The organism is Luteimonas salinilitoris (assembly GCF_041300785.1).
In the GTDB taxonomy this organism is placed as follows: Bacteria; Pseudomonadota; Gammaproteobacteria; order Xanthomonadales; family Xanthomonadaceae; genus Luteimonas; species Luteimonas salinilitoris.
This window is the reverse complement of sequence record NZ_JBFWIB010000024.1, coordinates 1-21,519: the sequence shown is the minus strand read 5'-3', so window position 1 is coordinate 21,519 and position 21,519 is coordinate 1. Positions and strand designations below refer to the sequence as shown.

The following is a 21,519-nucleotide window of genomic DNA, read 5'->3' as shown; positions in this document are numbered from 1 at the left end:
CCGCTCAGAAGGAGAGCCGGGCGCCGACGAAGAACGAACGCGTCAGCCCGGGATTGAAGATCCGGGTGTCCATGCCGTCGGCCGATGCGGTGATGCTGGTGCTGGCCACGTAGTGCCGGTCGCCGAGGTTGCGGCCTTCAGCGAACACCGTGAGCGCGGCGAACGGTCCCACCGCCGACGGTGCGGTGTAGGCGGCACGCAGCCCCCAGATGGCGTAGCTCGGGGCGCGCAGCGTGTTCGCGAAGTCCACGTAGTAGGCGCTGGCGACCTCAACGCTGGGACCGAACGAGAAGCCGTTGGCATGCTGGTAGGTCAACTCCGCCCTGCCGGCATGGCGCGGCACGCCGGGCAATTGGTTGTTGCCGAACACAGCATCGTCGTCGTAGCGGAAGTCGTTCCACGTCGCCGCGCCGCGCAGCTGCAGCGTGTCCACGCCGGACCGGCCCAACGACCACGTCCAGCCCAGGCCGAGCTCGACCCCACTGTGCACGGTCCGATCGGCATTGGTGGTGACGTAGATGCCCGATCCCAGCGGCAGTTCCTGCGACAAGATCTCGTCGCGGACGCGGGCGCGGTAAGCCGCCGCATCCCACTCGAATCCGCCAAGCCTGCCGCGCACGCCCAGCTCCAGCGTCGTGGCGCTCTGCTCGTGCACCGTGCCATCCTGGAACGCGTTGGCGTACTCGAAGTCGTCCGGCAGCTCGAAGCTGCGACTGAGGTTGCCGAAGACCTCAACACCGTCGGCTACCTGCCACAGGAACCCGAGCTTCGGGTTCAGGCCGAAGAAATCCTCGCTCGCGTCGATGCTGGTACCGAAGCCGGACAGCACGGTGTTGCGCGAGTCGCGACGCGCATAGACCGCCGACACGCCCGCGACGCCGGTAAAGCGCGACGACAGCGGATGCTGGTATTCGGTGAACAGCTCCAGGGCCAGCGGGTTGTCCTCACGCGTGCTGGTCCGGTCGCCGCGCTCGCCGGCGCTGCCGATGGCGTAGCGGCCGCTGTCGCTGGGACCGTAGGCCAGCCGCCCGCCGGAGACGAGGCGTGCCGGCGTGCCAGTCGCACCCATGGCCTGCGCCGTCCATTCGTGGCGCAGACTCAGGCCGATGTCGCGATCGTAGCCGGCGGTGATGCCGAAGCGCCCCACCGACAGGAAATCGATGACCTGGTAGTAGGCGCCCACGTCCAGCCGCTGTCCAGAGGCCGACAGCACGGTGTGCTGGACCGCGGCGCGGTACTGCTGCACCTCGCTGCGTGCGTCGATCGGGATGTTGCGTGGATCGGCCTGGGTCGGATCCTCGCGCAACTGCGCCAGTGTCAACGCGCCGGGGAGCTGCTGCGACAGATCCTGCACGTCGAGGTGGAAGCGCGTTTCGCTTCGCCCGCCGTGGCGCCAGCCCAGGTTGCCGTAGAAGCGCATATCCCTCTGTTCGAGATGTTCTCGGAATCCATCCTGGAAAGCGCCCGACAATGTGGCGTAGCCGTCCCGGTCGTCCCCGGCGAAGCTGGCGCTCACGCGCGGGCGCACCGTGCTGTGCTCGCCCAGCAGCATGTGCATCTCGACCCCGGGGGTGGTGTGCCCGGTCGGCGAGATCAGATTGATCGCACCCCCCAGCGTCGAGGCGCCGTAGGCCAGCGCGTTGGCGCCGCGGTACACCTCCACGTAGCCGGCGGTCGCCGGATCGAGCAGCGCCGAGCGGAACTGTCCGTTGGTCTGCGTCAGCGGAAGCCCGTCGCGCAGTACCGCCACACCGCGCAGCGTCACCGTTTCGGCGATGCCCGAGCCGCGGATCGACAGGCGCGTCTGGTCGGCGCCGGTCTGGCTCTGCGCGAATACGCCGGGCGTGAAGGCCAGCACGTCCTGCAAGTTGCGTACGACCTGCCCGTTGAGATCCTCCAGATCGACTAGGTCGACGCCACCGGGCACGCGCGCCAGCTCCGCCTGCGCCTTCCGAACGTTGCGACTGGTCAGCGTCTGCCCGTGCACGACGACTTCGTCGAGCGTCGTGACTTCGTCGGAACGATCGGATTCGACCGCAGGTTGGCCCTGCGCAAACAGTGGCAGCGGCGACGCGGCGCAGGCGATCGCCAACGCACTGGCGAGAGATGGGCCCGGGATTCGGATCATGGGGAGATAGGCGACAGTCGGCGCGCGACTTGGCGCACGCGCCAGGCCAGCAGCAGGTTGAGCAGAACAAGGAAACCGATCACGCCGGCGAGCAGGCCGCCCGCGTGGGCGGGCGTCCATGCTGGCGGCGCGAACGCGGGCAATGCGGCGAGTTCGTCGGCGCTGAGCCGTCGACCGCGGTACAGCGCTTCAGCGAGCCGTTCCTGCAAATCCGCCTTGTAGCGGCGCACCTGCGCCACGTACGCCGCCTGCTGCTCCGCGCCGGTGCCCGCGGCATCGCTCAGCGCCACCTGGGCCGCCGCCGCCGGCGAGAGGAACTGCAGCCACTGCGCCATGCGGTGCGCCTGCGCGATCTTCGCCTCGTGTGCTTCCAGCACCGGTCGCGTCGCGTCCTCGACCGCACGCGCAACCACGTAGGACTTGCGCATCCACTCCGCGTAGGCTTCCGGACCGTCCACTGTCAGCTCGGGGTGGTCGCTGAGGTAACCCTCCAGCAGCGCTTCAGCCTCGAGGTTGGCCTCGGTCTCGGCCTCGCGCAGCGTGGCCTGGAAGGACTGCTGTGAGGGCGGCGGGACGAGGATCTCAACGATCCGGTTGATGCCCGCCGGCAGCGCTAGCACCAGCAGCAGCCAGAGCGCCATCAACTGCGCGGCCTGCGTTTCCGGACCTGCCGGTCGCAGCGCCACCCAGGCGCAGAGCAGCAGCCAGAACGCCGTGTACAGCGCCGCCAGCAGAATCCACAGCGACAGCGGCAGCCACGGCACGCCGCTGGCCAGTCCCCACAGCAGCAGCCCGAGCAGCGGCATGCCCAGCACCGCGCCGCGCAGCAGCAGGCGGCGCGCGAGGACCGCGTCCAGGCGCCTCGCCTGCACGGTGAGCAGCGGCAGGCGGCCGGCGACGCGGTCGGCGGCGAGGAGGTCGAAGCACAGCACGATCACCAGCAGCGGCAGGATCGCGACCACGACGTAGGCCAGGTCGAAGCGGCCGGACGCGAGCACCAGCGGCGACTGGATCTGGTACTGCCGGAACAGGTTGTCGATGCGGTAGGCGATGCCCACGTCGGCGCTGCGTGGATACAGATCGCTCTGGCCGATCGAGAAGTGCGCCAGCGGCGGCACCGCCGCGGGAGCCGCCATCAACACCGATCGCGGCGTCCCCGACGACGACGACATTTCGGGATCGACCGGCTTGCCGGCGCGCACGTCGGCGATCTGGCCGTCGAGCTTGGCGCGGCTGGCCTGCGCGATCTGGTCGCTCGTCTGTTGCCATTGCACGCGGTAGTCGTGTCCGGACCACGCCGCGTAGACGAGGCAGACCGCCAGCACCAGCAGGGTGACCACGACCAGCCGGTCACGCGCCAGCAACCGCCATTCGGACTGGAGGAGAGATTTCATGCGACGGAGGCTCCTTGCAGTCGACGCAGGACCACGATGCAGCCGAGCAGGCCCAGTGCGATCCAGAGCGCGAGCACGATGACGCCGTGGAGCGAGGGCGCTACCTGCGGCAATACGTAAGTGAAGCGCGGCGCCTTGGCCCAGAAATCCGGCGCCGCCACGTAATCGAAATCCTGTCCCTTGGCGTTGGCGGTCATGTCCGCGTTGAGGAACCGCTGCAGCGCGCGGCGATGTTGCTCGGCGGCCTGCGCGAAGTGCTGGTGATGCGTCAGGTCGGTGCCGGCAGCCGCCATCGCCAGGTCGCGCGGCGCGATCACCGGCGCGATCCAGGCCCAGCGTTGCTGGTCGTCGGCTTGCGCCCGGTAGCCGCTCCACAGTTGCGCGTAGTAGCGGTCGTAAACCTGATCGGCGTACTCCTCGCCGGCCTGCAGCGCGATGCCGGCGAAGCTCACCGGCAGATCCTCCAGTTTGTCCACGCCATAGCGCGCGAGGGTTTCGGCCTCGAGCTGGCGGGCGCGGGCATCGCCTGGGTTGTGCCCGTCGATGCCCTCCTGCTGCGCCTTGCGGATCTCCGTCCAGAACGTCGAGGCCTGCGGCGTCGGGTGGATCGCCTCGGCTCGCTCGGCCGCCAGCCGCGGGAGCAGCAACACACACAGCAGCCAGATGCCCGACAGCACACCCAGGCTCAGACGTGCGTGGCCGGCGAATGCCGAGACGGCCAGCGTCAGCAGCGCCCACGCCAAGCCGTAGGCGGCGTACGCGGACAGCCACAGTGCCAGCCGCACGGCGTTATCGGCGAACGGTACCGCGTCGATGCCGAATGCGACGACCAGCACCGTAAGCCACGCCGGCACCGTCACCGCCAGCGTCGTCAGCAGCAGCGACAGGGTCTTGCCAAGCATCAGCATCGCCGGCCGCGCACCGGCGGCCAGCTGCAGTTTCAGCGCGCCGCGCGCGCGTTCCCCGGCGAACAGATCGAAGCCCAGCACCAGGATCGTCAGCGGCAGCAGCACCTGCAGCATCCAACCCAGCGACAGCGCGCCCATGCGCGACAGCGGCGTGAGATCCTCGGCCGCACGCTGCGAGGCAGGGTTCTGGTAGTGCGCCTCCATCCAGACCGAGGTGCCCAGCCAGGGATCGAGCCCCGGCTCGAGCGCACCGAGCGCGGTGACCGGCTTGTAGGCGTACTGGCCGAAGTGCGCGACCGAATGCGGGTTGCGCGCGCCCTGCGCCTCCCAGGTCCGCTGGTCACGCTCGGCGGCGACGCTGCGGTCCTGGTCGGCGCGCTGCTGCGCGGCGATCGAGCTCACGCCCGCCAGCATCGCGAGCACGAGCCACATCGCCAGCAGCGGCCACACCCGCCCGCTGCGCCAGGCGACGCGTACTTCCTTTACAAAGATGGTCGCGAGGCTCATGGCATCAGTCCTGCATGTGCGCGAGATACAGCTGTTCCAGCTCCGGCGCGGTCAGGCTCGTCGCGTCCCGCTCGTCCACCAGCCGGCCGCGCTTCATGATTCCGATGCGCCCGCCCAGTTCACGCGCACGGAACAAGTCGTGCGTCGCCATCAGCACGGCGACGCCGGATTCCTGCAGAGTGCGCAACTGCATGCAGAACTCGTTGGCCGCATGCGGATCGAGTCCGGACAGCGGCTCGTCCAGCAGCAGCGCCTTCGCGTGCTTGGCCAAGGCGATGGCGATGCCCACCTTCTGGCGCATGCCTTTGGAGTAGCTGTCCACGCGCCGGTCGGCGGCCGCCACGTCGAGGCCCGCGCGCCGGAACAGGCCAGCCTCTTCGTCCAGGGTGAGCGCGGTTCCGGACAGCGCCGCGAAGTAGCGCAGGTTCTCGCGTCCGCTGAGCACCGGATACAGGTTCACCTGCTCGGGAATGTAGGCCAGCCGGGCACGGGCGCGGGCCGGATCGGCGGCCGGATCGATGCCGTCGATGCGCACACTGCCGCCATCGGGCCTCAGGAAGCCGAGGAAGATGTTCAGCGTGGTGGTCTTGCCGGCGCCGTTGGCGCCGAGCAGACAGTAGATCTCCGACACCGCCACGGCAAGGTTCAGGTCCTGCAGGGCCGGTGACGCGCCAAAGGACTTACTCAGGTTTTCGGCTAGTAACATGGGTTGGTTTCCAAAGTGAAATCCCGTGGATTTATCGTGTTCATGGCGTCTGCGCATCCGCGAATGCGGACGCGTCCTCCTGTGCAGACAGCGCCTCAGACGCACTGACGCCGGGCCCCCCCCTGAACTCGTCGCCCAGCGAGTCCATTCCCCGCAAGCGCAGGTCACCCATGTCCTGCACCGTGACCGAGGCGGGCGTATCGATCAGGTTCTGGCTCGTCCTCGTGGCGGTCACTACGATCCGATCCAGATCCTGGGCACCGGCTTCGACGGAGGAAACTAGGTCGGCGGCTTCCTCCGCCAGGGCTGGGGCAGATGCCAGTGCGACAGCCGTAGTGATCGCCCCGGCAAGGGCAGGAACACGCATGCGTCCCCCCATTGAGTTGGAATGTAATAACATACCAATTCAATGGGGAAGACAACCGGGCCATTGGTCATGGCTCCGCGGCCCTCGACGAAGTTCTGGAACAGCCCGGGCTCGCTCCGTTCGTCGAACCGCCCTTCCGAGAAGGCCCGCAAAGGCGATGCCGGTGACGGTCGATGTGAACTGCCGGCGGCTGAGCACGTACGTCGTTCCGGCCTCGCTACCGGCGCCACGCCGGGAATGGATCGGGCAGATCCAGCCAGCCGTCCGGCCCCGCCGCCATCTCCGCATCAGTCAGCAGGCAGGCCTCGAGTTCGGCGCGGGCGCGCGCGTCATCCAGCCCCACGCCGATGACCGCGAGTTCCTGGCGGCGATCACCCCATAACGGATGCCATAGCCGTTGCATCGTCTCGTACTCGCGTGGATCGGGTACCTGCCCGGATGGCGGCAGCGGCGCCGACCAGCGCGCCGCCTGCAGCCACGCCCAGCCCTGTTCGGTCAGCGGCGCCAGCATGCGTTCGACCGGCGCCGGTGGGACGCCGACCCGGTCGGCGTCGACGCGGTGCCGCGCGGCGAACCAGAAGCCCGCGGCCTGGGTCTGCGTGGCGCCTCCGACCGTCGAGAGCTCGCCGACCCAGTCCATGCGGCTGGCCAGCCAGAAGAAGCCTTTGCTGCGGATCATGCCGTCGATGCCGCGGGCGAGCAGTTGCCCGAAGCGCAACGGATGGAATGGACGATGCGCCCGGAACACGAAGCTGGAGATGCCGTATTCCTCCGTTTCCGGCGTGTGCTCGCCGCGCAACTCCTTCATCCAGCCAGGCGCAAGTTGTGCGCGGACGTAGTCGAAGCGTTTCGTATCGAGAATTTCCGGCAGCGGCAGCTCGCCATTGCGCGATTCGACGATCCGCGCGTCCCGGTTCAGGCCCCGCAACACCGCCCTGGTGCGGGCCAGCTTATCCGCGTCGGCGAGGTCGCACTTGCTGACGACGATGACGTCGGCGAACTCGATCTGATCGCCGAGCAGGTTGACGATGCCGCGCGCGTCCTCCGGTCCGGCCTGCTGGCCGCGATCGGCGAGGCGTTCGGCGGAGGAAAAATCGTCCAGGAAGCCGGCGCCGTCGACGACGGTCACCATCGTGTCCAGCCGCGCCACGTCGGACAGGCTAAAGCCGTGCTCGTCGCGCACCGCGAACGTCGCCGCCACCGGCATCGGTTCGGAGATGCCGGTCGACTCGATCAGCAGGTAGTCGAACCGACCCGCCTCCGCCAGGCGCCTGACCTCCTGCATCAGGTCGTCGCGCAGCGTGCAGCAGATGCAGCCGTTGCTGAACTCGACGAGCGCCTCGTCGGTGCGGCTCAGCGCCGCGCCGCCGCCCCGGACCAGCGCGGCATCGACGTTGATTTCGCTCATGTCATTGACGATTACCGCCACCTTGCGGCCTTCGCGGTTGCGCAGTACGTGGTTGAGCAGCGTGGTCTTGCCGGCGCCGAGGAAACCGGACAGGACGGTGACCGGGAGGAGCGGACGGACAGGTGCGGCTTGCGTGGGTAGCATCGGAATTCCTTCGCTGGCGGGCGCTGGCAGTTCCCCTCGTGGGGGGCCATAACTTCAGGGACATCTGGATGAATTGTTATAATGTAACAATACTACCAGGCCCCACAACCCAAGGCCGGAGTGCGCTCCGGATCTCCCGATGCCCATCCGCCAGCCGCACCGCGCCTGCCCCTTCCCCCTCCGCTCCTCCCGGCTGTGCACGGCCATCGCGATGACGCTGGCCGTGGCCGCATCCGGCACGGCGCGCGCCGAGGACGGCGCCGGCCGCCGCACGACCACCGAACTGGATGCGATCCAGGTCACTGTCAGCACCGCCACCCGCACCGAGCGCCTGCTCTCGGACGTCCCGGTGCGCACGGAGGTGCTGCGCCAGGAAGACATCGCCCTGCGCGCCGCGGTCGACTTCTCGCAGGCGGCCGAACTGATCAACGGCCTGCGCGTGGAGAGCAACTGCCAGAGCTGCAACACCTCCGAGGCGCAGTTGCTGGGCCTCGGCGGTGCCTACAACCAGTTGCTGTTCGACGGCACCCCACTGCTGTCGACGCTGGGCGGCGTCTACGGGCTGGAGCAGATCCCGGCGGCGTTCATCAACCGTGTCGAAGTGGTCAAGGGCGGCGGCTCGTCGCTGTACGGGCCCGGCGCGGTGGCCGGTGTCATCAACCTGATCCCGCAGCAGCCGGCCGACGACGGCGGGTTCGTGCAGCTCGGCATCGACGTGCAGGACGGCGAGCCGCTGTACTACGCCGACGGCCGCGGCGATGTCGTATCGGACGACGGCCGCTTCGGGCTGTCGGTGGTCGGCCAGGCGGCGAAGAACGACGCCATCGACTTCAACGGCGACGATTACAGCGAGATCACGGAGAAGGAGCAGCAGGTCGTCGGGTTCCAGGGCTGGTACGCATTGAGCGACAACGCGACGCTGCGCGCCGACTACCAGTTCACGCACGAGAAGCGCCGCGGCGGCAACCGGTTCGACCAGCCGGAATGGCTGGCCAACGTCGCCGAAGCGCTCGACACCGACTACCACCGCGGCGGCGTGCGCTGGGACCAGATCGTCGGCGACGACTTCGACTTCAATCTCGGCTACTCGTTCGCGTACATCCGGCGCGACAGCTTCTACGGCGGCCTCGGCGACATCGCCACCGACCCGGCGGATCCGGGCTACGATCCCGCCGAGCTCGATCCGGACGTGCCCGGCAGCGCGGCCTCGATCTCGTTCGACCAGTACGGCGAGACCGAGAACCCGCTGCACTACCTCGACAGCCAGTTCAACTGGCGCCGCGGCGCCCATGCGATCGCCTTCGGCGCGCAGTACAAGCGCGAGACGATCCGGGACCGCAACGTCGATGCGCGGGGCGAAACCCTGGCGCCGCAGACCGAGGACACGTTCTCGAACCTCGGGCTCTACGTGCAGGACGAGTGGGCGATCGGCGATGTGCTGGATCTGGTGCTGGGCGCGCGCGCGGACAAGAGTTCGACGCTAGACGATCCGATCTTCTCGCCGCGGATCGCGCTGGCCCTCGAGGCCAGCGACCGTCTCAAGCTGCGCGCGGGGCTTTCCACCGGCTTCCGCGCGCCGGAGGTGTTCAGCGAGGACCTGCACGTCGCCACGCTGGGCGCCGAACCGATCCGCATCCGCAACACCGACGGCCTGACCGAGGAGCGCGCCGTGACCGGCATGGTCGGCCTCGACTGGCGCTCCGACCCGGCGAACCCGGTCTGGATGTTCGACGCCACCGCGTCGCTGACCGACCTGCGCGACACGTTCGTCCTCGGAGGGATCCAGACCGATGCCGACGGCAGCCTGTATCAGGTCCGCGAGAACTCTTCCGGTTCGCGCGTCGCCGGCCTCGAGGCCAACCTCGGCTGGCAGCCGGCCGGTGCGTTCCGCCTGACCGCCGGGCTGGCCTGGTACCGGTCGCGCTTTGATGAGACGCAGGTGGTATTCGACGATACCGAAGACGGCGGCGACACCGTGATCGCCACGCGCGACTACCTGAAGACCCCGGAATGGAGCGGCCTGGCCCAGGCCACCTGGTCGCCGAACGAAGACTGGGACGCCTACCTCGGCCTCAAGTACACGGGGAAGATGCATGCGCTCAACAACAACACCGCAACGCTGAACCGCACGCCGGAGTTCTGGGTCGTGGACGCCGGCGCCACGCGCCACTTCCACGGCAGCGACGGCAACGGCTTCGACCTGTCGTTCGGCGTGCGCAACCTGTTCGACGAGCGGCAACGGGACCTCGAGGCCGGCGCCAACCGCGACAGCGACTACGTCTATGGCCCGCGCTTTGCGCGCACGTTCTATGCCCGCCTGCGCTATGCGTTCTGACGTCCACGCCCGGCGACGCCATCTCGTCCTGACGGCCCTGCTGCTTGTCGGGACAGCGGTCGCCGGCATCGCGCATGCGCAGAACCCGGCGTTGCGCGCTTCCGTCGCGAACGCGCTGGTCGTTCCCGACGAAGAGCGCTTCGAGGCATACCGCTGGCCGCGGGAGCCGCGGGTCATCGCCCTGTACTTCGGCGCCGACTGGTGCACGCCGTGCCATGCCTTCATGCCGGAACTCAAGCAGGTGTATGCCGCACTGCGCTCCGCCGGCGCGGATACCGAAGTGGTCTACGTCAGTCTCGACACCTCGGAGCGCGAGATGCGCCGCTACATGCGCCGCCAGTCGATGCCGTGGCCGGCCATCGACTACCGGCGACTGAAGGCACTGCCGGCGATCCGCGCGCTCGGCGGCCCCGCTCCGCCCAACCTGGTGCTGATCGACCGCGACGGCACCGTCATCGCCAGCGGCTGGCACGGCCGGCGCTATGCTGGCCTGCAGCCCGTGCTCACGGCATGGGTCCGCGCGCTTTCGGACGCGGGCAGCCCCGCACCTGCTCCCACTCCAGAGTCGGCTCCTGCCGGAGACTTCACGATGAGAACCAACGCTACTCCGCGGACGTCGCCACGATGAAGCAAGAAAAGCGATAAGAAGGCAGAGACACGTCGAACCATTCCCAAATAGAACGCGTGATCTCGGCGACCAGCGACGGCGGCGTGGCATGCGGGCAATGGTGCGGTCGGAACGATCGATCCTGCAGTCCGGACTCACCTTCCTCCCGGAATCGCCTCAGTCACTTGTATGCGGTCCGCACGCTCACGCCAGCGGCGTGGGCGGCTTCCTGCCCCCGCAGACCCTCCTCGACCACCCTGCGCACGAGAACGGCTCGACCACGAGGCGTCAAACGGGCATGTTTATGTGGGTTCATCCGGGGCTCCTGGGGGCTGGTTGGCTTCGCAACCCCATCTTCCAGAGACGCCCCGGATGAACAACCTACTGAGAGATCACAGCTAGCGAGTTCAGATAGGTGATGACCGCATCAGCCCGCCCTCCTGTCCCAACTCATATGCAAAAAACAACACAAATCATCGGTTTTTGCTTATGATCTGGGAATGCCCACGCTAGAACAGTACATTGATACTCGCTTAGCTCATGGCCGCACCTACTTCTCTCGGGAAGAGGCGCTGGACGCGCTCGACTCCAGTGAGATCGCCTTGACCGCAGCCATCACGCGGCTGATCAAGAAGCGACGGCTCGCCAAGCCCCGGCACGGCTTCTACCTAATCCTGCGCCCGGAGGATCAGATCGCCGGCGCGCCCGACCCTGCTCGCTGGATCGCTCCTCTGGCCAAGTATCTGGGGCTCAACTACCGCATCTCTCTCCTGCGCGCCGCCGCGTTCCACGGATCCTCGCATCAGGCTGCGATGGTCTTTCAGGTGATCATTCCCCGGCAGGTACGCAATTTCGAGATCGGACGCCACCGATTGGAGTTTGTCTACCAAAGCCCCACGGCCTTCCAACAGGTCAACCGGAAGGACTGGCTGGATACACTGAAAAGCGACGCAGGCTACGCGCAAGTTGCCGGCATCGAGCTCACGCTTCTTGACTGTGCCCGCTATTTCCACAGGGCGGCTGGCATCAATGGCGTGGCCCAGATCACCAAGGATCTCGGAGTGCAGGCCGATCCGCATCGGCTTGCCCAGATCGCGGCCTACTACGAAAACTCGTGCGTCCGTCGCCTCGGCTACCTGCTCGAACGTGCAGGACATGGTTGCCAGGCGGAAGCACTGCTGCCGTTCGCGGCCAAGGCTAAATCGGCGATCCTGCTGGATCCTTCCGCCAAGCCCTTAGTCGAATCGCTGGCGGACGAATACGAGAACGATCCACGCTGGAAGCTGTCGATCAACGAACCCGTTGAGGTGGACTTTTGATCCCGCTCGCCTATCTCCAAGCGTGGAGTGCGAACGCGCCATGGCCGGATCTCCGGCAGGTCGAGCAGGATCTGATCATCTGCCGCGCCCTGTGCGACCTGTTCAACGCGCCGGAACTGCAGGACAAATTGGCATTCAGGGGCGGCACTGCGATCAATAAGCTACTGTTCCGCCAACCGCTGCGCTACTCGGAAGACATCGACCTAGTGCAATTGCAGGCTGTACCGATCGGCGCCACAGTCGACGCCATCCGGGAGGCGCTGTCTTGGCTCGGCGACTGCCGACGCAGCCAAGCCGGACATTCCATGCACCTGCTGTTCCGGTTCGCGCCGGAGACCGACCCGCAATCGACCTTGCGGCTGAAGGTCGAGATCAACACACGCGAACATGACAGTCTGCTCGGCATCCAGCCCTACCCCCTTGCCGTCGACAACGACTGGTACCAAGCCAAGACTGCGATTACATCGTATGCCCCGGAGGAACTATTCGGCACCAAGCTACGCGCACTCCTGCAGCGTCGCAAGAACCGCGACCTGTTCGATCTGCATGAAGGTCTCACGCAATTGGATCTGGATCCCAACAAACTACTCGCCTGCTTCGACCACTACCTTGCCCTGGAAGGGACGCCCATTTCACGGGCTGATGCCGAAGAACGGATGTTGAAGAAGCTTTCCCGCAGCCTTACCGAAGATATCGCGCCGCTGCTGCCCGCCGGAATCCACTTCAACGATGATGACGCGGTACGGGCCTTCGAGCACGTCTGGAGATCGCTCATCGTCCGCATCCCGGGGAATGCCTGGCGGGGAACGGACAAGGTCATCGAAGAGCTGCGTGAGAAAGTCTATCCGACGCTATTGCAGGACGAGTAATCAGGTCGCACATTCGACATCATGACAGGACGAGCCAGCGGATCGAGGGGAGGGGCAGATGAACAATTCAGCAGGATCGACATGGCGAAAATGGGATCTCCATGCTGGACAACGCCGCCGGAGTGTTCGGCGCCGCCGAATGCGGCCCGCTGCCGGTGGATGCCTGGGCTTGGCTGGTTTGTCCGCAACCAAAGCGGACACCGAGATGCTGCCTACACATGTCGGAGTAGCTATCTTGGCCACCTCTCGTGCAGCGCATCGATGAAATATTCATGCGCATGTACGCCGTCGGTTTCCGCCGGATATTCTCGCCAATGCGGATGGTCGGTCGGGAGATCGTCATGGCGATGTGGCAGGACTGCGGACTCGCGGCGCGGCCAGGTGGTCCAGGCGAACACCAGGCCGGACAAAGCCACGACGGACAAGGCCAGCAATGCCGTTCCCAGGCCGAAGCGCGCGCCCACCCAGCCCGCCAGCGGATAGCACAGCAGCCAGCAGGCGTGTGACAGCGAGAACTGGGCCGCGAAGAGGAACGGAAGGTCATCGGAACGCGCCGAACGCCGCAGCAATCGTCCGCCGGGCGTCACCAAACCCGCGTAGGCCATCCCGAGGATCACCCATAGCGGCAGCAGCGTTGCCCAGCCGATGGCCGCACGCGCCCCGTTCCATAGCACGGTGGCAACGAGCAGCGCCGACGCCATCGTCACCGCGGCGGCGAGCATCACGCGTCGATCCGGGATGCGATCGAGCAGCCGCGGAAGTAGCAACGCCACCGCCATCGAACCGAAGCCGAACGCCGCAAATGCCCAAGCCACGTCCCGATCGCCACCGCCCAGCGCGCTGCGCACGATCACGACCGTGTTGACGAACACCATCGCACCGCCGGCCGCCGCGACCAGGTTGATCGCCAGCAGTCCGCGCAAGCGCGGCGTGCGCAGGTAGATGCGCATCCCTCGGAGCGCGCGCTCGTACGGGTGGCCCCGGCCATGCGCGGCCTCCACCGCCGGGAACACCGTGCCCAGCACCAGCAGCGCCGACAACACGAAACCGGCCGAGGTGCCCGCGAACAATCCATGGAAGCTGATTACCATCAGCAACACTGCCGCCAGCATCGGGCTGAGCAGGCTCTCCAGGTCGTAGGCCAGGCGCGACAACGACAGCGCTCGCGTGTAGTCGCGCTCGTCCGGCAGGATTTCCGGGATCAGCGATTGGAACAGCGGCGTGAAGCAGGCGGACGCCGACTGCAGCAGCGCAATGAGCAGGTAGACCTGCCACAACGTGTCGACGAAGGGCAGCATCAACGCGGCGGCAGCGCGGACGAGATCCAGTGCGATCAGAACGCACTTGCGCAACCTTGGCGGCACCAGCGCCCCCGACACCGGCGCCAGCAACACGTACACCGCCATCTTGATCGCCAGCGCCGTGCCCAGCACCTCGCCGGCATCATCGCCGGCGAGGTCGTACGCCAGCAGGGCCAGCGCGACGGTGGCCAGGCCGGTGCCGACCAGCGCCACCGTCTGCGCCAGGAACAGGTGGCGGAAGGTGCGGTGGCGAAGGATGGCGAGCATGTAGGTTCGATAGCAGGCCAAATGTCAGTCCGGCGTGGAGGGCCGCAGTGGCGTTGCATCGGGCGCCTCGGCAGGCGCGCGACCGTGCCGCCCCAGTTCACCGTAGCGCAGGTACAAGGCCGGCAGCACTAGCATGTTCAGCACGGTCGAGGTGAGCAGGCCGGCCAGGATCACGATCGCCATTGGCGCCTGGATCTCGCTGCCCGGTTCGCCCGCCGACAACGCCAGCGGCACCAGCGCCAGCGCCGTGGCCAACGCGGTCATCGCGATCGGCACCAGGCGTTCCTCCGCGCCGCGCCGCACGCGTTCCACCGGATCGGTGACGCCTTCCTCGCGTGCCAGGTGGTGGATGTGCGAGATCAGCATCACGCCGTTGCGCGTGGCGATGCCGAACAGGGTGATGAAGCCGATGATCGAGGCCACGGTCAGGATACCGCCGGACAGCCACACGCCGGCCACGCCGCCGAGCAGCGCCAACGGCAGGTTGAGCATGACCAGCAGCGCGTCCCGCGTGCTGGAGAACGCCAGATACAGCAACAGGAAGATGCCGACGACCACCCCGCCGCCAAGCAACAACAGCGTGCGCGAAGCCGCCGCGGCGCTTTCGAATTGCCCACCGTATTCGACGTGGTAGCCGGCCGGCAGCTTCACGTTCCGCTCGATGCGCGCACGGGCGTCGTCCACCACGCTGGTGAGGTCGCGCCCGGCGACGTTGGCCATCACCACGATGCGGCGCTGCACGTTCTCGCGGCCGATCTGGTTGGGGCCGCGGCTGCGCTCCACGCGCGCGATCGCGGACAGCGGCACCCGCGCGCTCTCCGGCGTGGAGACTTGCAGGGCTTGCATCGTTTCCACGCTGTTGCGCGCGGCATCCGGGAGACGCACGACCAAGTCGACGTTGGCGTCGCCTTCGAGCACGCGCGACACCGTGCTTCCGAAAAACGCGGTCTCGATCACGTGACTGGCCTGTCGCACTGTCAGCCCGTAGCGGGCGAGCGCCGCGCGGTCGAAGTCGATGGTGACGAACGGCAACTCCGACTGCTGCTCCAGATTGACGTCGACCGCGCCGGGTACGGCTTTCACCTGGTCCTCGATCTGCTTGCCCAGCCGCCGCAATTCGTACAGGTCCTTGCCGAACAGCTTGATGGCGATGTTCGCGCGCGTGCCCGAGAGCATGTGGTCGATGCGGTGCGAGATCGGCTGGCCGATCACCACCTGGGCACCGGAGATCCCGGAGAACTCGCTGCGCAGGTGCGCCAGCAGGGCTTCCTTGCTGCGCTCACCCATCTTGAGGGTGATCTCGATCTCCGAGGCGTAGATCTCCTGCGCGTGCGGGTCGAGTTCGGCGCGCCCGGTGCGGCGCCCGGTGGCGACGACTTCCGGCTGCGCGAGCAGGATCTTCTCCACGCGCCCGGCCAGGGCATCGGACTGCTCCAGCGAGGTGCCGGGCAGCGTCGACACGTTCACCGTCAGGCTGCCTTCGTTGAAGTCGGGCAGGAACGCGCGGCCGGCCGACAGCAGCGCCAGCAGGGTCAGCGCGGTGCCGACCACCGAGGCGAGGCCGATCGCGCGCCAGCGCGGCAGCGTGGCGTCGAACAGCGGCCGGTAGCGCGCCTTGAGCCAACGCGACAACTTCGACTCGCGCGCCTCACGCACGATCTTCGAACGCGGCAGCAGCAGGCTGCACAGCACGGGCGTCACCGTTACCGCGACTGCCAGCGAGGCCAGCAGCGACACCACATAGGCGAAGCCCAGCGGCTGCATCAGCCGGCCTTCCACGCCAGTGAGGAAGAAGATCGGCAGGAACACCAGCACGATGATGATCGTGGCGAACACCACCGAGCCCTGGATCTCGCGGGTGGCGGCGAACACCACCTCGAACACACGGCGCCGTTCCGCCTCCGCCAGCACCGCGTTTTCGCGCAGACGGCGCACGATGTTCTCGACCACGATGATCGCGTCGTCCACCAGCGCGCCCAGCGCGATCGCCATACCACCCAAGGTCATGGTGTTGATGCCGATGCCGGCGGCCTTCATTGCCAAGATCGCCACCACCAGCGACAGCGGGATCGCCAGCAGGGTGATGCCGGTGGCGCGCGCACTCAGAAGGAATGCGAACACGATCGCGACCACCAGGACCATGCCTTCGACGATGGCGCGACCGAGATTGCCGATGCCGACCTCGATGAAGTCCGACTGCCGGAACAGGTTGGCGCTGACCTTCATGCCCGGCGGCAAGGTGGCCTGAATGTCGCCGAGCACGCGGTCGATCTCGTGGGTCAGCGCCAGCGTGTTGGCGCCCGGCTGCTTCTGGATGCCGATCACTACCGCGGGCTTGCCGTTGAAACTGGCGGTGCCTCGCGTAGGCGCGGCGCCGATGCGCACCTCTGCCACGTCGCGCACCAGCACCGGCCTGTCGCCGCGGCGCGCGACGAAGACCTCGCCGATGTCATCGGCTTCGCGCACGCGCCCGCGGCCATGGATCAGGAACTCCTGGCCGTTCTCGACGTAGAAGCCTGCCGAGGTGTTCTCGTTGCTCCCGCCGACCGCTTCCATCAACTGGTCCAGGGTCACGTCGAACGCGGCCATCCGGATCGGGTCGGCGACTACCTGGAACTGGCGCGTGTCGCCGCCGTTGGGAATGACCTCGGCCACGCCGGGCACCGCGAGCAGTCGCCGACGCAGGACCCAGTCCGCCGTGGTCTTCAGCTCCATCGGCGTGTGCCGGTCGGAGTGCAGGGCGATGAACATGATCTCGCCCATGATCGAGGTGATCGGGGCGAGCGTCGGCTCCGGCAGGTCCGGCGGCAGTTGCCCGCGCACGGTCGCGATGCGCTCGGCGACGATCTGCCGCGCCTGGTACACGTCGGTGCCCCAGTCGAATTCCACCGTCACCACACCGATGCCGATGCTGTTGCTGGAACGCACGCGGCGCACGCCGGGCGCGCCGTTCAGTGCGGTTTCCAGCGGGAAGGCGATCAGGGTCTCGACTTCCTCCGGCGCCATGCCGTGGGCTTCGGCCACCACGGTCACCGAGGGCGCGGTCAGGTCGGGGAACACGTCCACCGGCATCCGCCGCGCTTCGATCGCACCCCACAGCAGCAACAGCAGGGCGCCGAACAGGACGAACACCCGGTTGCGCAGCGACCACTCGATCAGTTTCGCGATCATCCCGGCGTCCTCAATGCGCGTGGCCGTGGCCCATGGCCTCGGGCGTCGCCGCGGCCAGGCGGACTTGCATCGCACCGCGGCTCACCACGCGGTCACCGGCCTTCAGTCCTTCCAGCACTTCGAAGCGATTGCCATCGCGTAGCCCAAGGCGAACCGGTACCCGCGAGAAAGATTCGCCGCCGCGCATCACGTACACGACCCGCTGGCCACTGTCGTCGATCACCGCGCCCACAGGCACGCTCAGCGCTGTACGCGCGCGACCGGTGAATACCCGTGCCTGCACGTTCTGGTTGAGGGCGATGCGCGGGTCCGGTTTCGACAATGCAAAGATCACCGGGACGCTGCGGCTTTCCGGGTCGATCATCGAGCCGACACCGATCAGGCGGCCGTTGTCGCCGGCACGGATCTCCACCGGTGCGTCGAGTCCGGGCAGCTCGAAGGCCGCGCCGTCCGGTTGCTCCAGTCGCGCGGCATCGGCTTCGGACACGTGCGCCTGCAGCCACAGTTCGCGGCGGTCGACGATGTGGAACAGCACGTCGCCTTCCTCGACCGCGGCGCCGTTGGCTACCGGCACGAGGGCGAGCGTGCCGCCCACCGGCGCCTTCAGCGCGATGCCGCCGCTGCCGCCACCCAGCTGCGACACGCGCTGCTGCGCGGCGCGCAGCTGCGCCTGCGCGACCCGCTGCGCGCTGCGCGCTTCCTGCAGCCTTCGGTGCGACACCGCCTGCTGCGCGAACAGTCGCTGCATGCGTTCGGCGTCGGCCGTCGCCAGCGTCGCCTGGCTGCGCGCGGTCGCGAATTCCGCCTGCAGCGAGGCCACGTCGGTGCCCGTGCCGAGCCGTGGCACCAGCATCGCCAAGGTCTGTCCGCGCGCGACGCGGTCGCCCAGGGCGGGGAACCGGCCGCTGGCGCGAAGCGTGCCGGCGGCGGTGGCGACGATCTCGGCAGCACCATCGGCAGAGGCGCGGATCGTGGCGGGCGCGATCACCGACTCGCGCAGCTCGCGTGGCTGCACGGCCTCGATCGCGAAGTCGGTCGTCCACTGCTGTTCCTTGAGGAAACCGATCTCGCCTTCGGTGGCACCGGGTGCCGGACCCGCCTGCAAGGCGGCGGCGGCGTCGGCATGGACCACGACTTCGCCGAGGTCGTGTCGCGACTGCAGCCCCGGTGCGGCGATGACGATGCTCAGGGTCCGTCGCCCGGTCGCGCGCGGCATCACGGTGGGCGCGAAGATCCCCGGCGCGCGGGGCGCCGCGACGCGGAAGCGCTCGGTCGGCGCACCGCCGCCGGAGAGGATCACGTCGACGGTGGCCGCCGTCACCGGCTTGTAGTCGGACAAACGGGTGAAGTGCGCGGCGAACGTCGATTTCGCGCCTGTCACCAGCGGATCGAACTCGACGAACAGTTCGGCCTGCGGGGTGGAGTGCGTGTAGACCAGCGCCTCCTGTTCGGCACCCGCGGCATCGCGCGTGCGGTCGCAGGCCCCCAGTGCGAGCGCCAGCAGGCCGGCGGTGACGAGCAGGCGGGGACGGAAGTTCAGGGAAATCGGGAGGCGGCGCATGGCGGTTCCGGCATCAATTGGGGAAGAGTCCCGCCCAGAATGCGGGCGGGACACACGGTGGATCAGTGGCTGTGGTCGGCGTCTTCGCCGTGTTCGTGCTCGCCTTCCTCGGCGTGGTCTTCGCCGGTGGGATGGCTGCCGTCGGCGTTGTGCGCGTGGTCTTCTTCGGCGGGCTTCTCGGCCTCGATGGCGACGGGCGCCTCATCGCCGTACACGGCCTGTGTCTGGGTCGCCGCATCGGCGGGCGCCGCGGCTTCGGCCTGCGGGTCCTGTGCGGCCGGGGCGGAGTCGTTGCTGCACGCGGCGAGCAGCAGGCAGGCGGCAATGATGGGGGCGACGAGGGTCAGCTTCATGGCGGTTTCCTTCAGCGGGATGGATCAGTGGTTGGGATGGACAGCGGGAAAAGCAGTTGCAGTTCCAGCAGTGCATCGAGCGCGCGTGCCTGCTGCTCGAGCGCCTGTTCGATCACCTCGGTCTCGGCGTCGTAGGCGTCGAGCAGGCCGACGAGGTCGAGCTCGCCTTCGGCGAAGCTGGCGCGGGCGATTTCGGTGAGGCGGGTGGCTTCCGGAACGGCGGCGTCGAGCAGCTGCCGCGCGGATGCCGACAACTGTCGTGCTTCTTCCAGGGCGGCCGCGCGGCGGCTGCGCGTCTGTAGCAACGCACGCTGGTATTGCGCGTCGGCGCGCTCGGCTTCGGCTGCCGTGCGTGCACGGTTGGCCTGGTTGCGGTCGAACAACGGCAGCGGGACGCCGAGTTCGAACACCATCAGGTCGTCGCTCACGCCGGCTTCCTCGACGCGTTTGCTGCCGACGCCTACGGTCACGGGCAGCGCGAGCCGGCGCTCGGCCCGAGCCTGGGCCTGGGCATGTGCGCGCCGGGCCTGCAGGACGTCCAGCTCCGCCGAGCGGACCTCGTCCTGCACCGCCGGGATCGGCGGCAGCGGCGGCGTGACGTCCAGTTCCGCCGTCAGCGCAGCCTCGCCGATCAAGCCGGCGAGCCGTGCGCGCGCGGTGCGCGCCTCGGCATCGGCCTGCGCCGCACGGGCTTGGGCCTGCGCGCTGGCCTGCGCGATGCGTCGGCTCTCGTAGCCCGACAGGTCACCGGCGTGATGGCGTTTTCCAGCCGAATCGGCCAGGTCGCGCAACCCCTCGGCGGTGCGCACATGCGCCTTCGTGCGGCGTTCGCCCGCCACGACGTTCGAGTAGGCGCGCAGCACGTCGCCGCGCAGGCGCGCACGTTCGTATTCGGCGCCGGCCTGTGCGGCGAGCACGCCCTGTTCGGCCGCGTCGCGACGCAGACCACGCCGGCCGCCGAGCTCGAAGGCCTGCGACAGCACCACTGTGGTCTCGCGCGCTATGCCGAGCGGTCCGCTGTCGCCGCGCTCTTCGGCGAGTTCGAGGTCCGGATTGGGCCAGGTGCGCGCGGCCAGCACCTCGCTGCGGGCGCTGTTCACGCCCGCCTCGAGCTCCTGGCGCACATGCGGCTGGGACAACGCGAGCGCGACCGCCTCATCGACGGTGATGCGCGACTGGGCGTGGCTGGATAACGCCCAGCACACGAGCGGCAACGCCAGCAGGCGTCGCGCCTTGCAACGAGGGAAGAACAGCACGGAACGACCTCCGTCCGGACCAGGTGGCTAGACACGCGGGTGCAGCCGCAGAACGGCTGCAATCAGCGGTCAGACAATCGGTGGACGGAACGGGGGGTTGGGAGCGCCGCCGGGCAAGTGGAATGGACCGGCTTCCGGAAGATGCGGTTCGGACGGAGCCTGCCGTGACAGGGGCATCATCGCGTCGGGCAACGTGACCGATGCACTTGCACCCTGGTGCAGGAGGCCATGCACGCCCGCGGCGTGGTCTGGATCGGACTGGTCGCCGCCGTGCTCGTGGCCAGCATCCGCAGGATGCGCGTGGTGGTGCCCGTCATCGGAATGGGCGATGACGGCATGTTCCACATCGTGCAACTCGCTCAGCGCGCCCAGGGTGGGCTTGACCACCATGCCGAGCGCCAGGAGCACCAGCAGAGTGGTGCGCAGGAGTCGGCGGTGGCGACGGAGGGGGAGCATACCTTAGTAGCGTACTAGCCTGGGGCGCTAGTCAGCAAATGGCCCCCCAACGGGCCGTACTGGACAGGGCTGCAGAACTATCCCGTTTGCGTTGCTCCTCTCGTCAGCGAAGCAGAGGTGCACTAGCAGCATTGGCAGAGCGTTCTCTTAACGTCCCGTTTAGGTTGAATGGCTTCCCCTCTGAGCTATGGAGTAAGTCGGATGGCCATCCGCTTCCACCACCATCCCCTCACCCGCTTCCACCGCCTGTTCGAGATCGAAACCGACAACGCCCTGTCGCGAAAGCCCTGAGCCAGGCGCGGCGGATCGCCGGATCATCCTGATGCTGCACGGCCTGGCCAGCAGCCCGGAGGCCTGGGTCAACGTGGCCAACGAACTCCTCGGCGACGAAGAGCTGCGCCAAAACTTCCAGGTCTGGCAAACAAGCATAGCCGGCCGCGCTCGCCGCACGTGGACTGACGT

General features: G+C 67.9%; 16 protein-coding genes and 1 pseudogene. 5 read left to right on the top strand and 12 right to left on the bottom strand.

What is annotated here, in order from left to right; genetic code table 11:
- Nucleotides 1-4: 4 nt before the first annotated feature.
- From AB5T46_RS19400 to AB5T46_RS19375, 6 genes are all read right to left on the bottom strand, one after another.
- On the bottom strand, nucleotides 5-2,128 hold the full coding sequence (locus tag AB5T46_RS19400; RefSeq protein WP_370565750.1) for a TonB-dependent receptor family protein: 2,124 nt from the start codon (nucleotides 2,126-2,128) through the stop codon (nucleotides 5-7).
- Entirely contained in the window at nucleotides 2,125-3,522 is a 1,398-nt protein-coding gene (locus AB5T46_RS19395) for a DUF3526 domain-containing protein (protein WP_370565749.1), read from the bottom strand. The genes AB5T46_RS19400 and AB5T46_RS19395 overlap by 4 nt, the downstream gene beginning before the upstream one ends.
- A complete protein-coding gene (locus AB5T46_RS19390) occupies nucleotides 3,519-4,937 on the bottom strand; it encodes an ABC transporter permease (RefSeq protein WP_370565748.1) in 1,419 nt (472 codons plus the stop codon). The genes AB5T46_RS19395 and AB5T46_RS19390 overlap by 4 nt, the downstream gene beginning before the upstream one ends.
- 4 nt (nucleotides 4,938-4,941) lie before the next feature.
- Nucleotides 4,942-5,700, bottom strand: coding sequence for an ABC transporter ATP-binding protein (locus AB5T46_RS19385; protein ID WP_370565747.1), 759 nt, complete (start codon nucleotides 5,698-5,700; stop codon nucleotides 4,942-4,944).
- A complete protein-coding gene (locus AB5T46_RS19380; protein ID WP_370565746.1) occupies nucleotides 5,684-6,010 on the bottom strand; it encodes a hypothetical protein in 327 nt (108 codons plus the stop codon). The genes AB5T46_RS19385 and AB5T46_RS19380 overlap by 17 nt, the downstream gene beginning before the upstream one ends.
- Nucleotides 6,011-6,227: 217 nt before the next feature.
- Entirely contained in the window at nucleotides 6,228-7,562 is a 1,335-nt protein-coding gene (locus AB5T46_RS19375; protein ID WP_370565745.1) for a GTP-binding protein, read from the bottom strand.
- Between the two features lie 139 nt (nucleotides 7,563-7,701).
- On the opposite strand from AB5T46_RS19375, the gene AB5T46_RS19370 reads away from it, so the two are divergent.
- Together AB5T46_RS19370 and AB5T46_RS19365 are read left to right on the top strand one after the other, a co-directional pair.
- Nucleotides 7,702-9,897, top strand: a complete 2,196-nt coding sequence (locus AB5T46_RS19370) for a TonB-dependent receptor plug domain-containing protein (RefSeq protein WP_370565744.1) — start codon at nucleotides 7,702-7,704, stop codon at nucleotides 9,895-9,897.
- Nucleotides 9,887-10,525, top strand: a complete 639-nt coding sequence (locus AB5T46_RS19365; RefSeq protein ID WP_370565743.1) for a thioredoxin-like domain-containing protein — start codon at nucleotides 9,887-9,889, stop codon at nucleotides 10,523-10,525. The genes AB5T46_RS19370 and AB5T46_RS19365 overlap by 11 nt, the downstream gene beginning before the upstream one ends.
- A 58-nt stretch (nucleotides 10,526-10,583) precedes the next feature.
- Here AB5T46_RS19365 and AB5T46_RS19360 read toward each other — a convergent pair.
- Nucleotides 10,584-10,820: pseudogene (locus AB5T46_RS19360) on the bottom strand (leucine zipper domain-containing protein); the annotation flags it as partial.
- 184 nt (nucleotides 10,821-11,004) lie between these two features.
- Here AB5T46_RS19360 and AB5T46_RS19355 point away from each other — a divergent pair.
- Both AB5T46_RS19355 and AB5T46_RS19350 read left to right on the top strand, forming a co-directional pair.
- The gene (locus tag AB5T46_RS19355; RefSeq protein ID WP_370565742.1) at nucleotides 11,005-11,823 is read left to right on the top strand and encodes a type IV toxin-antitoxin system AbiEi family antitoxin domain-containing protein; all 819 of its coding nucleotides are present in this window, start codon (nucleotides 11,005-11,007) and stop codon (nucleotides 11,821-11,823) included.
- Nucleotides 11,820-12,692, top strand: coding sequence for a nucleotidyl transferase AbiEii/AbiGii toxin family protein (locus AB5T46_RS19350; RefSeq protein WP_370565741.1), 873 nt, complete (start codon nucleotides 11,820-11,822; stop codon nucleotides 12,690-12,692). Before AB5T46_RS19355 ends, AB5T46_RS19350 begins: the two co-directional genes overlap by 4 nt.
- 230 nt (nucleotides 12,693-12,922) lie before the next feature.
- Here AB5T46_RS19350 and AB5T46_RS19345 read toward each other — a convergent pair whose 3' ends face one another.
- From AB5T46_RS19345 to AB5T46_RS19325, 5 genes are all read right to left on the bottom strand, one after another.
- Nucleotides 12,923-14,260 carry an MFS transporter gene (locus tag AB5T46_RS19345; RefSeq protein WP_370565740.1) on the bottom strand — a complete coding sequence of 446 codons (1,338 nt, stop codon included), beginning with the start codon at nucleotides 14,258-14,260 and terminating at the stop codon, nucleotides 12,923-12,925.
- Between the two features lie 24 nt (nucleotides 14,261-14,284).
- Entirely contained in the window at nucleotides 14,285-17,431 is a 3,147-nt protein-coding gene (locus AB5T46_RS19340; RefSeq protein ID WP_370565739.1) for an efflux RND transporter permease subunit, read from the bottom strand.
- A 10-nt stretch (nucleotides 17,432-17,441) separates the two neighbouring features.
- The gene (locus tag AB5T46_RS19335) at nucleotides 17,442-18,992 is read right to left on the bottom strand and encodes an efflux RND transporter periplasmic adaptor subunit (protein ID WP_370565738.1); all 1,551 of its coding nucleotides are present in this window, start codon (nucleotides 18,990-18,992) and stop codon (nucleotides 17,442-17,444) included.
- Nucleotides 18,993-19,054: 62 nt separating this feature from the next.
- The gene (locus AB5T46_RS19330) at nucleotides 19,055-19,345 is read right to left on the bottom strand and encodes a hypothetical protein (protein ID WP_370565737.1); all 291 of its coding nucleotides are present in this window, start codon (nucleotides 19,343-19,345) and stop codon (nucleotides 19,055-19,057) included.
- Between the two features lie 11 nt (nucleotides 19,346-19,356).
- Complete coding sequence (locus AB5T46_RS19325) at nucleotides 19,357-20,601, bottom strand: TolC family protein (RefSeq protein ID WP_370565736.1); 1,245 nt, start codon at nucleotides 20,599-20,601, stop codon at nucleotides 19,357-19,359.
- 228 nt (nucleotides 20,602-20,829) lie between these two features.
- On the opposite strand from AB5T46_RS19325, the gene AB5T46_RS19320 reads away from it, so the two are divergent.
- Nucleotides 20,830-21,075 (top strand): hypothetical protein, encoded by a 246-nt coding sequence (locus AB5T46_RS19320; protein ID WP_370565734.1) that lies wholly within the window; start codon nucleotides 20,830-20,832, stop codon nucleotides 21,073-21,075.
- Nucleotides 21,076-21,519 lie beyond the last annotated feature (444 nt).